General features: G+C 41.7%; 13 protein-coding genes. 2 read left to right on the forward strand and 11 right to left on the reverse strand.

The annotated features are described in order from the left end of the window. Positions 1-353: 353 nt before the first annotated feature. Positions 354-1,481 (forward strand): class I SAM-dependent methyltransferase, encoded by a 1,128-nt coding sequence (locus IQ224_RS15720; protein ID WP_194033177.1) that lies wholly within the window; start codon positions 354-356, stop codon positions 1,479-1,481. Between the two features lie 47 nt (positions 1,482-1,528). Here the strand turns inward: IQ224_RS15720 and bchB are convergent, their stop codons facing one another. Then, positions 1,529-3,055: a ferredoxin:protochlorophyllide reductase (ATP-dependent) subunit B gene (gene bchB / locus IQ224_RS15725; protein ID WP_002746000.1), complete on the reverse strand. Its 1,527-nt coding sequence runs from the start codon at positions 3,053-3,055 to the stop codon at positions 1,529-1,531. 155 nt (positions 3,056-3,210) lie between these two features. Further along, positions 3,211-3,807, reverse strand: coding sequence for a ParA family protein (locus tag IQ224_RS15730; RefSeq protein ID WP_002740297.1), 597 nt, complete (start codon positions 3,805-3,807; stop codon positions 3,211-3,213). Between the two features lie 232 nt (positions 3,808-4,039). Between IQ224_RS15730 and IQ224_RS15735 the strand changes: the two genes are divergently transcribed. Further along, positions 4,040-4,396 carry a 4a-hydroxytetrahydrobiopterin dehydratase gene (locus tag IQ224_RS15735; protein WP_002740209.1) on the forward strand — a complete coding sequence of 119 codons (357 nt, stop codon included), beginning with the start codon at positions 4,040-4,042 and terminating at the stop codon, positions 4,394-4,396. 14 nt (positions 4,397-4,410) lie between these two features. Here the strand turns inward: IQ224_RS15735 and IQ224_RS15740 are convergent, their stop codons facing one another. The 9 genes from IQ224_RS15740 to IQ224_RS15780 form a co-directional block, all read right to left on the reverse strand. After that, positions 4,411-4,998 carry a hypothetical protein gene (locus tag IQ224_RS15740; protein ID WP_002739517.1) on the reverse strand — a complete coding sequence of 196 codons (588 nt, stop codon included), beginning with the start codon at positions 4,996-4,998 and terminating at the stop codon, positions 4,411-4,413. A gap of 225 nt (positions 4,999-5,223) precedes the next feature. Then, positions 5,224-5,697 (reverse strand): tRNA (cytidine(34)-2'-O)-methyltransferase, encoded by a 474-nt coding sequence (locus tag IQ224_RS15745; RefSeq protein WP_051048435.1) that lies wholly within the window; start codon positions 5,695-5,697, stop codon positions 5,224-5,226. A 177-nt stretch (positions 5,698-5,874) separates the two neighbouring features. After that, positions 5,875-6,210: a hypothetical protein gene (locus tag IQ224_RS15750; RefSeq protein WP_002740239.1), complete on the reverse strand. Its 336-nt coding sequence runs from the start codon at positions 6,208-6,210 to the stop codon at positions 5,875-5,877. 330 nt (positions 6,211-6,540) lie between these two features. Next, a complete protein-coding gene (locus IQ224_RS15755; protein ID WP_194033178.1) occupies positions 6,541-7,224 on the reverse strand; it encodes a hypothetical protein in 684 nt (227 codons plus the stop codon). 968 nt (positions 7,225-8,192) lie between these two features. Then, positions 8,193-9,356, reverse strand: a complete 1,164-nt coding sequence (gene gshA / locus IQ224_RS15760) for a glutamate--cysteine ligase (protein WP_194033179.1) — start codon at positions 9,354-9,356, stop codon at positions 8,193-8,195. Positions 9,357-9,397: 41 nt separating this feature from the next. Next, positions 9,398-10,423: an aminotransferase class I/II-fold pyridoxal phosphate-dependent enzyme gene (locus IQ224_RS15765; protein ID WP_228036262.1), complete on the reverse strand. Its 1,026-nt coding sequence runs from the start codon at positions 10,421-10,423 to the stop codon at positions 9,398-9,400. An 80-nt stretch (positions 10,424-10,503) separates the two neighbouring features. Continuing rightward, a complete protein-coding gene (locus tag IQ224_RS15770; RefSeq protein WP_194033181.1) occupies positions 10,504-11,628 on the reverse strand; it encodes an iron-containing redox enzyme family protein in 1,125 nt (374 codons plus the stop codon). Beyond that, complete coding sequence (alr, locus tag IQ224_RS15775; protein ID WP_194033182.1) at positions 11,625-12,872, reverse strand: alanine racemase; 1,248 nt, start codon at positions 12,870-12,872, stop codon at positions 11,625-11,627. Before alr ends, IQ224_RS15770 begins: the two co-directional genes overlap by 4 nt. A gap of 12 nt (positions 12,873-12,884) precedes the next feature. Beyond that, on the reverse strand, positions 12,885-14,048 hold the full coding sequence (locus IQ224_RS15780) for a KamA family radical SAM protein (protein ID WP_194033183.1): 1,164 nt from the start codon (positions 14,046-14,048) through the stop codon (positions 12,885-12,887). Positions 14,049-14,226 lie beyond the last annotated feature (178 nt).

The following is a 14,226-nucleotide window of genomic DNA, read 5'->3' on the forward strand; positions in this document are numbered from 1 at the left end:
ATGTAAGTAGCTGGTTATAATTAAATTAAAAATGGATTTTAGGTTCGATCCCCCCTGCCCCCCTTGATAAGGGGGGTGCCGATCCCCCCTTAGTCCCCCCTTTAATCCCCCCTTAATAAGGGGGGCATCTGACAACTTTTAACGCCTACCTACTTAAGTTTTAAGTTAATTAGTTAGTTATACTAAATCTGGTTATTAAAGACTGATTATTTATTCCCTTTATGTAGCCTATATTCAACGGATTTAGTATTAGTTATCTTTATCTTTATACCTGTTTACTGATTACTGTTTACTGGACGGCTACGCCGTGCCTTTGGCAACACTGAAAAATCTTACCCACTTCCCCGATCAAGATGAATTTAGAGACAATCATCCTAGAGGAAATTAAACAATCAGCATCGGGTCGAATTAGGTTCGATCGCTGGATGGATTTAGCTCTCTATCACCCCGATTATGGCTATTACACCTCTGGAAAAGTAGAAATTGGCTCAAAAGGTGATTTTTTTACTTCCTCGTCCCTAGGGGCAGATTTTGGCCAATTGTTGGCGGAGCAATTTGTCGAGATGGCGGAATTTTTGGGCAATTCCCGAGGATTTACTTTAGTGGAAGTGGGAGCAGGTTCGGGAATTTTAGCGAAGGATATCCTTGATTATTTGGGTGATAGCTATGCTGATTTTTATCAAAATCTCAGTTATATAATTATCGAACAATCTCAGAAACTCAGGGAAAGACAACGGGCAACTTTAGCGGGATATTCCCCGGTATCTTGGCAAAGTTGGCCGAATTTAGCCGATAATTCCCTTGTGGGTTGTGTGTTTAGTAATGAGTTAATCGATGCTTTTCCTGTCCATCGAGTTGTGATCGAGTCGGGAGAATTACGAGAAATTTATCTGGGATTGGGGGAACCTTTTCAGGAGATTATCGCAGATTTATCTACTGACAGAATCAAAGACTATTTTGATTTAGTGGGGATAAATATTCCCTCCCCACTTTATCCGGAGGGTTATCAAACCGAGGTAAATTTATTAGCTTTAGACTGGTTAGAAACGGTTAATCGGAAACTCGATCGAGGTTATATCTTAACCATAGATTACGGTTACACTGCCGAAAAATATTATCATCCCCAAAGAAGTCAAGGAACCCTACAATGTTATCGACAACACCAGCGTCATGATCATCCTTATTTGTGGGTGGGAGAACAAGATATTACCACTCATGTGGATTTTACTGCTTTACAACGTCAAGGGGAGAAATTAGGCTTAAAAAATCTCGGTTTTACTCAGCAAGGATTATTTTTAATGGCTTTGGGATTAGGGGATAGATTAAATCAACTTTCTCAAGGAAAGAGCGATATATTAACTATATTTCAGCGTCGAGATGCCCTACATCAATTAATCAATCCCACCGGTTTAGGAGGATTTGGAGTGTTAATTCAGGGGAAAGGAGTAGAGGAAAGAATACTTAAGGGATTAAGTAGATAACTAAAAAATAGGGCTGAATGCTGTTAACTTTCAGCCCCAAGAAATGATTAAGCTCCTACGGATTCTTTAGCGGCATACATTACCTCTAAAGTTATTTCACCAATACCTCGCTCCCGGGCAAATTTTTCGGTATTTCGTTTGACTTTCCCCCGCACAAAACCGGGTATTTTCTGCAATTCTACCGTAGCTTCCTTATTCCAATTTAGGTCAGAATCTGCCGAAATACCTTTAGTAATTACCTCTTTGGTATCATGACCACCGAATATCTCTAATAGGTGATCTTCCATACCCAAAGTAAAGGAATTATAGACCAAATCGGCGATCTGATTAGTGCCTTCGTAACCTAAGAAAGGTTTATAACCGAGGGGGAAATTTTGGATATGAATAGGTGCGGCAATTACTCCACAGGGAATATCTAAACGTTTGCCCACATGACGTTCCATTTGAGTACCAAATATCGCCGCTGGTTCTAATCGAGCAATAGCGTCTCCGATTGCCCCATTATCATCACTAATTAACACTTCGTCGCAATATTCACTCACTTGTTCCCGGAACCAATCCGCATCATACTTGCAATAAGTACCCGCTAAAACCACATGAATTCCCATCTCCCTGGCGAGAATTTTTGTCATAGCGGCTGCGTGGGTATTATCACCAAAAACCACCGCTTTTTTCCCGGTTAAATTCTGACAGTCGATGGAACGAGAAAACCAAGCAGCTTGGGAGATATGCAGAGTTTGTTCATTGATAAAATCTTCGTAATCTACTGCCGCACCTTGAGCATTAATTACCTCTTGAATTTGGCGAATACAGCGTGCTGTTTCCACCACTCCCATGGGGGTAATATCAACGTAAGGCATAGCAAATTCATTTTCGAGATATTTGGCTGTCATTAATCCCACTTCTCGATAGGGAACCAGATTAAACCAAGCGCGGGGCAGATTTTTTAAGTTGTCCACCGAGGCAGCTTCGGGGATAATTTCGTTAACTTCAATGTCCAAATCTGCCATTAACCGCTTTAATTCTGTGCGATCATGTTGGTTATGAAAACCGAGGGTGGTAATACCAATAATATTAACCGAAGGTTTAGGGGTTTTCTGGGAGATAATTTCCCCTTTTCTCTGGGCCTTATCGAGATAATACTTGATAATTTGATAGAGGGTTTTATCGGCCGCTTGTAGTTCATTATAGCGATAGTGGTTGACATCGGCCAGCAGCACATCTCCTTGGGCATCCTGTCGCGCTCTTTCGACAAAGTTTTGTAAATCCTCTTGGAGAATACTGGAGGTACAGGTGGGGGTTAAAACGATTAAATCGGGACTTTCTTCGCGATCTTTGCGAACAATATTATCGACGACTTTTTCTTGGGAACCCCGGGCTAAAACATTACGATCGACAATACTAGCAGTGACGGGGGTAAAATTACGCTCCCTTTCCAACATCGAGCGCATGACGTTAAAATAATCGTCTCCCAGAGGAGCGTGCATGATAGCATGAACATTTTTAAAGGAACTGGCGATCCTTAACGTGCCAATATGAGCGGGACCCGCGTACATCCAATAGGCCAATTTCATAGAGGGTTCTCCTACAGTCAGACTTTTTTGATTGTCTCAGACTTTACGGATTTAGGAGTGAACACTTAACGGAAGATTACAAAAAGTCCCCATGCAGATTAAGTATCTTTTCGGGGAAAAATGACACAAATATTAATATTAACTTTTTTAACAATTTATGTCATGAGGGCAAAAATTTCTTTACCGACCGCTTGGTAACAAAGCCAACCGAAATTCGACCGGGGGTCGGGATAATCTTTGACGATGACTCCCTTTTCGGCCGCTCGTTCAAAAGCAACTAAACGGGGAATTTCTCGCTTAAATAGCGGTAATTTTGCTTCTTCTAGAGCTTTCCGCGCTTCCCGTCCTGTTTTTGTCCGTGAATCCACTTGGGTTAACAGAACTCGATAATTATCGGTCATCGTGGACAGCAATTCTGCCGCTTTAATGGTGACATCGATATCGAGATGATTGGGAGTGGTGGGTAAAATTAATAAATCGCTGCCCTGGGCCAAATCTTTTAACTCGTCTGGCTCCGGCCGGGCCTGGGTATCGACGATAATATGAGTGTATTGTTTCACCAGTCCCGTCGCTCCAGCTTGGGACGCTACCATAAAAGGAAGGGTATCTTCCCGGGACCAATGGAGAGCCGAACGATTTTTATCCGCATCGATCAATAAGGTGGGCGCTTTTTCTTGAAAATAGGCGGCCAAATGAATCGATGTGGTGGTTTTCCCGACCCCTCCCTTCAGTGCTACGACGGAAATAATCATGAACGGCTCGATCGAATAAGTGAGTATTTTCTAGTGTAATCCCAGACGGACTGAAAACCGTTTAAGTTTCCCCCAGAAAGGCTATCAGTCGGGATTCTAGATTTTTGAGCGTGGCTCTCTCGATATTTTGGTGTAATGTGTTTCTTAATGTTAGATTTTATGTTAGATTTTGGGCCTATGCTCTCCTGATCGATCACTTTTTCCGCTCACCACAACTACGGGAGAGTCTTCAATGTTGAAGCAATTCTTAGCAATAGCGATCGCTTTCATGATTGGGTTAACTGGGGAATTAGTCCTCTCTTTACCCGCTACTCGTTTATCCGATCGAGAAATCTCCCAACAATTACAGACTATCCCCGGCTGGCAGTTACGAGATCAACGGATTGAAAAAACTTTTAAATTTAACAATTTTATCGAAGCCATCGCTTTTGTTAATCGCTTAGTTACTCCGGCTGAATTACTAGGCCATCATCCTGATATTACTATCAATTATAATCGCGTTACTCTTTCCCTCACTACCCATGACGTGGGAGGTTTGAGTAACTTAGATTTTGATTTAGCTCAACAAATCGATCGTCTGATTCCCTAGTTTTAAATCAGCCTTTAACGCACACATCCATTATCTTGGCGAATATCCCAACTACCGTCAACATGGAATAAAAATAAACAGCGTTTGTCGGGTGTGCCGGAAGCAACTAAAGTAATTCTGCCTAACTGTCCCCAAGAACCTCCTAAACCCCCCCTTGTATCGGCCCAACTAGCGCGATAAATTGTACCTTGATTACCCACAGGTCCACTAACTCGGCGTAGGCTAGAATTATTAGTATCGATGCTAACACCGCGAGTGATGGGAGTCCAATCGGTGACATTCTCACATTCGTTTCCTTGCACTTTTGCCACTTTAATCTGTTCGGTTTCATTTTCTGCCATGCACAAAGATAGGGGATCAGAACCTTCTCCCGTGGCTTGATAACGGGTATGTTTCCAATGTTGTGATATTTCAAAGGTGGCGATATTTAAGCGAATCCAAGCCATTAAACGATGATAAGCAGAAAGGGCAATGGTTAAGAGAATTCCTAATAAAATTAGGGTAACTAACATCTCGACTTGAGTTAAGCCAGAGGTGGATTTTTGCCGATTAAAAAGCTGTAGATTGCCAAAATGTTTTCGAGAAAGGTCGAAGATATTCATGAGCCTCATCTTGCCTTTTTATTTTCAATAAATTATGTAATTAACAAGGAGCAACAATTAATTTGCTCTAGGATAATCCACATAATTTCTTGCTGTTATTACGGACAAAATTGACTGCGCTCTCTCTTTTTCCTGATATGGTCAAAAATGAGCTAAATAAAAGCAATTTTCTGATTTTTTGCTCAATTTAATTTATTTGCTCTGTTTATATAGCCAAATATCCCGCTAACGAATAAATCCCAATTGTCGTCTGGCCTCAAATAATCCGATCGCCACACTAACGGAAAGATTTAAACTTCTCACCCCCGGTTCTGCCATGGGAATATAAACCGTGTCATCGCACTTATTTAATAAATCTGCTGGAATACCGTCGGTTTCACTGCCAAAAAGTAGCCAATCTCCGCTTTGATAGCTGTATTCCACATAACTGCTGCTGCCGCGCACGCTAAACCCGATCGCCCTTCCGCCGCTCTTTTGTTGATATGCACAGAAATCATCTATTGTCAAGTGGTACATAAGTTTTACATGGGGCCAATAATCTAAGCCGGCCCGCTTCAGATAGCGATCGCTAATTTCAAAACCCAAGGGACCAACTAAATGCAATTCTGTCCGCGTTGCGGCGCAAGTACGGGCAATATTCCCCGTATTTGGCGGAATTTGCGGATTGATTAAAACCACTCGTAAAATCGCTTCAGTCATCAGTAATCAGTTATCGGTTATCGGTTATCGGTTATCAGTTTACTGTTCACGGCAAAAAACCCCCCACCTCTCAATTCATAATTCATAATTTAAATTTATAATTCCCACTTCCCATCTCCCTTGGGTGAGGACTAACTATACTAGATTCTGCCCCACCCTAGTCAAACTTATTTTAATTTAATTGGTATAACTATCCATACTCAACGGGACTAAATCGCCATGGATGGTCAAACCTAACAACATTGTTGCATTAGCGGGGATTAAATTGCCTGTAAGAGCGCAAATCTCATTTTTTCTAGCTGTAGCGTTAAATACTGCCCTTATATCACCAGCACAAAACTGAGGTCGATAATCTCCTGATTTCTGCTGAACGAAATTCCATAGGACATCACGAATGAGTGCTTGATAACCTTGATTGCCAGAAATCTCTTTCAGCTTGTCTTTGAGGACTCTTTCCAGACGAATGCTGGTGACTTCCATATCGGTAGTGGTGGTGCGTGTGATTGTCCGCATAATTTTTCTCTCCCAAATACTAAAACCTATTGATGTTACAAGTGTAGTATAAGAAAGATACCTTTAACAAGCACAACCGGCGAAACCATCACCTCTACTGCTCTTTTATTGTCACCTCTAAGGAAAAACCGCGTCTAGTCAGAATCCTATTTTGCTGTTAGAAAAAACATTGCTTATAGTCTATCTATTAAGAAAATTTTAGGTAGAGTGCGTTAGGTAATCTCTCATTTGTAGGAAAAAAATCAAGCTCTCGTTAAGGAACGGATATTTAATGAGTAAAAATTATTAGACAAAGGACAAGAGAGGCATTTATTATCCCAATTTACTCTATTATTGGTCAAGTAAACCATCTTTAATTTCCCTTCTGATCTCATCTAAGTATTGGGAAGATTGCTGATAATTAGTATGATCTTTATCGTTTATTTCTACCCCTTCTGCTAGTTTTAATACTGATGTATGATTGGGATCAATAAATTTTGGGATCGGTAGTTTAATCGAGATAACTTGATGATTAGAAAAATAGGTGGCAAAATCAAAATAGCCGAATTTAGAATCAAAAACAATCCATTCTTTGTCAATTAATTGTAGCTTAGGATCTTTGACATCAAAAGCGTATAAAAAAGCGGCGGTATAAAAACCCGCATAATATAAAAAGTCATTATCATTGCTAAAACTGCAACCAGAAGCTGTAGTGGGATGACCAGGACATATATGAGGTATAAATTCTTCTCTAGAATGATATTTTTGTATTTTTTCTAACACATAACTATCGTATTTAGGACGACAACAACATACGGTATGACCATAGACAGACGTTAAAACAAAGCTATCTCCTTTATATCTCAATCCCAAGGAACATTCATCATAACTTAAATCAACCATATCTCCCCCCTCTCCATAGCCTCTATTGTTAGAAGTGTTCTTGTAATAGAAGCTATAATGAATATCTCCATCCGTGCCATTATATTCTTTTTTTCGGAGACGAATAGCATTGATTAATTGGGAGCATCTCACTTATGCAATGAGTATTAATACTTATAGCAGTCAAAAACTAGAAAATCTTCAACTTGATCACAAAGAGAAATGAGATTATAAGTAGGTGGGTGGAATTAAATATAAAATGAACGTAGGTTGGGTTGAAGCATGAAACCCAACACCCGCATGGGTTACGCTACCGCTAACCCATCCTACAAATAATTGTGCCTACCTACTTAACTGACCGACCAACATTACGCTGGATATTTCAGTGCTTTCAAGGCATTCATCTCCGACCTATTCAACCCACATTCCGCACCCTAGTCGTTGAAATCAAAAGTTGCTCTAGCCCTTGTATAGTAAGACTTTTAGCGATTACTAAGAATTATGAAGTGTCACACTCTAGTCAGCGATCGCCAGCTTAATGAGAGTTTATCTCAATAATTTGGTATCAGAGCTATCAGATTTTTAGGGCTAATTGTGCATCTGCTAGACAAACAAATTAGCCTGTAATTCAGAGCCAGCAATCGTTTTGACGATTTGGATAAAATTTTCAATGTGACACTTTAGGGTGCGGAATGTGGGATTCAAGACAATCAAAAGATTAGCAACTTAACGGATGAGAGGCGCAACATTTTGAGATTTTTTCCCAAACCTTGCCAGGAATATTATCTCTTATCTTGACCAGATGGATTGACTTCAAGGGGTGACAAAACAAAGCGAGCAACTGGAACATCTCCCCCTAGATGTTAAGTCTGATTACCCAGTAATTCTCAATAAGCATTGTTTATTGAGAATTACCGGGGGAACCCTGAAAATTTCGGCTTAGTTGCCGGCAGCTTGCCGCCAACTCACTCCTCTAGATAAGTATTTTGACTCACGCCCCTTCCTCTTTTGAGACGTTGTGACACTTAGGGTACGGAATGTAGGTTTTCAGCAAGCCCTAAGTAAGACAGAGGACTTGATTAGTTTAATCGAGCGCATAGTCGCAGCGATTAGACTAACTCCTAAACCTCAGCAGACTCAATCTCGAATCTGAATTTTCGTTCATTATCTTCCATTTCTTTAATAGCCTGTTGGATAATTTCACGAATACTCCAACCTTTTTCATGCAAATTCAACCAATTTTGAGCCGTATTGCCACCTTCTAAAATTGTTTTTATTGGTTTTAGAAAAAACTCAAATCCTTTTGCTTTCGCAGTTACTAAAGCCTCTTCATACATTTCTGAAATCCAGTCTCGGACTTTTATAATTCTTCCATCTTGCCAATGCTTTAGTTCTGCATCAAGGCTATAAAAACTTACAGCAACTTCATTGCCTGCTGTAAGTTTCAGCAAATCTTCGCCCAGATTGTTTGATGGTAATTGACTCATTTTTAAGGGATCGAGATTTGGATTTTCTATAATTTGCCAAAGCCGAGCTTCTAAAAATGCAGTTAAGGCCAAAATCCTACTTGGATCGTACATAAAATCACAAATTCTTAACTCAATTCGATTAATATCATAAGGTCTATTGTTTCCATTAGGTCGAACAGAGTTCCACATATGACGAACATTTTTCATTGTTTCGAGTGCCAACTGTTTCTCAATCCATTGAATATAGTGGGCATGACTTTCAAAGAGAGGAATATCAGACGGAGTTTGAGGAAAAATTGACCAGCGGATAGAATGATAACCAGTCACTTTATTATCAAGAAATGGAGATGATGCGCTAAGTGCAAGATATAAAGGTGCTTCGACTCTAATGAGACGACAGGCTCGCAAGATCAACTCGGGATCGTCTAAGCCAATATTAATATGAATACTTGAAGTGAGAAGGCTTGAGCCGTAGACTTTGGAAACATAGTCATGAAAAGCGCGATTGGGATTCGCTCGATAGAAGCGATCACTCCCTCCTAAATGCAAAGCACTGCCTGGAATTAGCGTATAATTTCCCAAAGTTTTCAAATACTTTCTTAACTTACGGTAAGAAGCAAGGACAGCAGAGCCAACTTGTTTGTACTCCGACAGGGGTTCGGTAATACATTCGATAATGCGACTATCCGGTTCTTGGTTATAACCCTCGAGATAAGGAACAACGCGATCAGACAGTCCGATAATATCGCCCTCTGGAGTTCCAGCATAGGTTTCAATTTCAAAACCTTTAAGTAGCAATGAAGAGTTCTTTGTCATGTAAACCTCTAGAGAAAAAAATATCTTGGGGTTCCGTTTTATTATTCTTGGAGATAGACTTTGCGAAAAATACGAGAAAACTCCCAACGCTCTTGAGGGGTTCCCACAGTGACGCGAATATAGCGATTTAAAGGGTCTGCGCTTGGCATTCTGATAAATACACCCAATTCAAATAACTTGTCTACCATAGCATGAGCGCGCTCTTGACTTCCCATATCGATCGCCACAAAATTAGTTGCCGATGGTAAGGTAGAAAGTCCCAATTCTTTGGCCAAATTCGCATATTCATTTCGTCCGGCCTCAACTTCGGCGATCACCGCTAGAAGAAAATCGGTATCTTGTAGGGAAGCGAGAGCGCCAGCTTGAGCTACCGCGTTGACTCCATAATGGAGGCGAATCTTCTCAAAAGCAGCAATGATAGCCGGATCGGCAATGGCATACCCAATCCTCGCGCCAGCTAAACCGTGACCTTTAGAAAAGGTTCGCAGGCGGATCACTTGAGGATGAAGGGGTTTCACGGGCAATAGGGCAGTCGCAGGGGCAAAGTCAATGTAGGCTTCATCCAGCAACAACATACATTGAGGCGGTAATTGCTCGATCGCCCTCCGAATCTTTTTAGCCGGAAGATAGGTTCCCGTAGGATTATCGGGATTAACGAGATAAATAATGCGTGCGTCCGCAATCTTTGCCATTTTGACCAACGCTTCGGGATCGTTGTGAAAATCCTGATAAGGGACGTGAAGCATTTGTCCGTCGTATCCGACAACATGGTAGTTAAAGGTGGGATAAGAACCTTTTGACATGACAGTTTTTTGTCCCGGTTCGATGAAAGTTCTAGCAACAAGACCGAGCAAATCATCAATACCGCTTCCCACAACAATATTGTCGCGATCAATTTTGTAGAGATTGGCGATCGCGGTTCGCAGATCGTAGCTTTCGGGATCGCCATAGAGGGAGATATCTTCAATCGCTTCTCGCATGGCTTCTCGAGCAAGGGGTGAAATCCCGAAACGACTTTCATTTGCACCTAAACGAAGTTTGATGGAATAACCCTTCGAGCGTTCCATTGTTTTTATACTCACAAAAGGCACGAGAGCGGGAAGGTCTTTGATAATTCGAGTAAAAGGGAAAGTTGTCTTCATTGCCATTAACAAATAACCTTGACTTGCTCGGAAGTTTGTTCTGAAAGTTGGAATTTCGTGGCGAGATACTCATTGTAACGTCGCATTGCTTCCATGCGGAGTGCGCCGCCAATGGCTAATTCCATTCCTGCTTCGGGTTGGGCTTTGACGATAGGAGTAATAACGTATTCTAACCACCGCTCTCCATGTTCTTCGTCCCCTTCAATATGATTGCGGAAATATTCGCATTCTGGTTTTACCTCGCGATAGGCTCGTTCAAATCCAGCAACGACGGCACGATTGCGATCAGGATCGAAGAGTTCTGGCATAGCTAAGCTCCCCAAAGACCTAAAATAGTATTTGCGGTTCAACCCAAAACAAAAATAAAGGTTATGACCAGCATAGGGTCGCCAATCTTCCCAAATTGGGATCAATGGTTGAGGAAGATTTAACTCCATCAGGGCTTTGGTAAATTGCACCGTATGAGCTTTGCCACTAACGCCGCAACCACATTCATCCCACATGTGATGAACGATCTCAGTTTTAACCAACTCAGAAAAATAATGTTGTGCTAGTGCCAAGGCATCATAAAACCGATAGTTAAGATGGGCATCTGACAAAATAAAGATATTAAATTGCTCGACAGAGGCGTGATGTTCTAAGAAATTGACAATTTCTTTGTCGTTTTGAGATTCTTGTTTGGCCTGATTGACAAACCAGTGACACAGGGCATCCCCATCTTTGGCTTCTGCCTGTGTGGGGAGTTGTTCGCGGATGATCTCAATTTCATTTTTCATCCATTGGTTCTCAATGGTGTTGCGAATTTCGATCAACCAAGGGCTATGCTCATGAAAACATAGATGTGAAAGGGGGTTGCTAAAGCTAATTTCATAGATAGCATAGAGAGTTTTTTGAATTTCTAGCAAAGCCTCTACCTTTCGATGCTCGAATGCTTGAATAAGTTCTTGCGAAAGGGTCTGCGGTAGTTCTAATAAAAGTTCTTTTGCACCGATAAGGGTTTCATGTTCTCCCGATAACAAGTAAGCAACTTTCTGGGATAGTGACCGAGCCTCTTGGGGGTTTTGTGGGATGTGAAAGGGAGGATTGAGTTCAACAACGCGGTCGAGCCGATGGTCAAATGAAATTTTCATGAAGTATGGTTTCCAAAATTGTAATAGGAATGATAGCAATTAATACCACTCAAAAGTTGATAGGGACTCGTATTTGCTAAATTTGCCAAGGTCTGAACTTCAATGCAATGCTGTCCCTCTTGTCCGATAAGAGTCACCCAGTCATTAACTGCAACATTAGGACAGTGAGTGATATCAATTTGCAGGGCATCCATGCCGACATCGCCAAATAAAGGAACACCATGCCCGTGAATAATCGTCTCAAGCTGACTTGAACGAAAGGGATAGCCGCTTCCAAAACCAATGGCAACGGTAGCTAGTCTTTGACCAGGTTCGGTGGTATATTTTTGCCCGTAGCCAATAGCCTCAGAGTGTGTAAACTCCAAAATCCCAGTGATTCTTGCTTTTAAGCTAATGGCAGGTTGGAATTTTTGGGCGATTTCTAGGACTTTTTGCTCTACTAAGTCTTTAATATACAAATGAACGCCGTAAAGGATAATCCCCGGCCTCACCCAGTTAGTGGGATAGTGTTCGCCCCATCGGAGAATGCTGTGGCTGGCAAAAAGGCTGGTTTCTAATTGCTCCCCCAGAATTTGTTTAGCGATTTTTACTAATCGATCAAACTCTTCAATCTGGGCAAGATTGATATCAGCTTCGGCATTGGAGTTGGTTAGATGGGCATAAACCGCCTTAACTTCAAGATTTTCGCATTCCTGCGCCCGACGGACAAATCTAGTAAAGTCTTCGATATTTCTATATCCTGAGCGATTGAAGCCGACATTGATCACTAACCAGACGGGATATTTCGCTGATTCCCCTGCCGCCGCGCGATCATAGGCCAATAACAGTTCCTCATGAGGAATGCCTGGTATGAGATCATGAATAATCGCGAGGGAGGCGTTTTCGGAGACATCACCATCAATGATAAGAATCGGCTCGGTAATACCAGCATCCCGCAGATCGAGTCCTTCTGCCACATTATCTACTGCAAAGGCTTGAACGTTAACTGATCGCAGGGCTTGGGCAATGGGGCGAGCGCCAAGTCCATAGGCATCCCGCTTAACCACTGCCATGAGCTTTGCCCCTCCGGCATATTGTGTAATTAACTGAGCATTGTTACAAATTGCTCCGAGGTCGATTTCTAAAACTGCTCGATGGGAACGAGATCGGTCGATATCATTTAATCCCTGTGGCGATTGCCAAGACTGCTGCTGGTGTTTTCGAGTCTCTTTAAAGGGGTAATATGCTGAGGTCGCATTGTTCATAGATTCGATTGTTTACTCCATCATATCAGGATACTCGATCAAGTTACCTTCCCAGTTTGTATAGCGCACAAACGCATTGCCTTGGTTATCAACACCATAGGAAAAGGGAACTTCATTTTCTCGTAACAGGGGGACGGTGTGCTTGCCAGTATGATGAGGCAGGACGAATTCGGGAACCGCTAAGTTAGAAATTCGCCGTTTCAAAGAGGCAATAATATCAACACCTTTTTGAACAGAGGTTCTGAATTGCTGAGAACCGGGAGAATGAGGCATGAAATGATAAAGATAGTGAGGAATTATGCCTATACCATATAACTTCATGCATAATTCGTGCATTGTTTTGGAATCGTCATTGATGCTACGTAAGAGAGGAATATTTGCAAACATAATCGGTGTGGCAGTTTGCAGGCGCTTGGCTGCCTCGCAAAATTCTGGTGTGATTTCTTGGGGATGGGCAACATGAACGCCGAGGGAGTTGAGATTGTAGCGTTTAAAGAGTTCTACAAGGGAATCAGTAATACGGAAAGGATTGAAAGTGAGAGCGCGAGTGTGGATACGAATGGCAATCCAGCGATCAAAACTACGTAAATCTTTAAGCACTTCCTCTAAGATATCATCGCCGTGCATCAAGGGTTCTCCGCCACTAAGAACGACTTCTTCAATGGCTGGATTATTACGGACGTAGGTGATGGTATCTTGCCAATGTTTCTGTTGGAGGGGTAATTTCGACGATTTTTTTTCGAGGGTGCGTAGGGACTCGTAGCAGAACTGACAATAGCTATGACAAACGTTAGATAGGCGGACAATTATACGGTTATCGTATTTGTGCTGACCAATGGGGGTCACCATTTCATGGGGCATTTCCCAATTTTCAGTGTGACCGTCGTAGCTATAATTAGTTTCTCCCTCTGTATTCCAAAAAGGAATTAATTGTCGCCAGATGGGATCATCTAGCAAGGGAGCTGAATTATCCTCAGTCCGCCGAATTTGCTTGAGTATGTGGGGGGTAATACGGAGACGACGAGATTTTAAATGCTCTGTGATGGCGTTATAAGTCTGATCCGACAATCCCGGGAAAACCTCGATCAGTTTCTCTATTGAGGTAATGGTATTCTGTTGCTGCCATTGCCATTGGCAAGCTAAGTCTGCTGATTTAGTTGGTTGACTTGTCATCATAGCATTCATTCCTTCTTTTTGGTAATTTTCAATTTGCCAATGAATTTAGCTGGCGTTGCTGATTTAGGGTATGATTGAGGAGGAAGGCGATCACCCAAAAATACCCATTATCAAACTCAGAAATTATGCAATGTCCTGAATGTCAATCCAATCATATCAATAAAAATGGTCATAAAAA

This window comes from Microcystis sp. LEGE 00066 (assembly GCF_015207925.1).
In the GTDB taxonomy this organism is placed as follows: domain Bacteria; phylum Cyanobacteriota; class Cyanobacteriia; order Cyanobacteriales; family Microcystaceae; genus Microcystis; species Microcystis ichthyoblabe_A.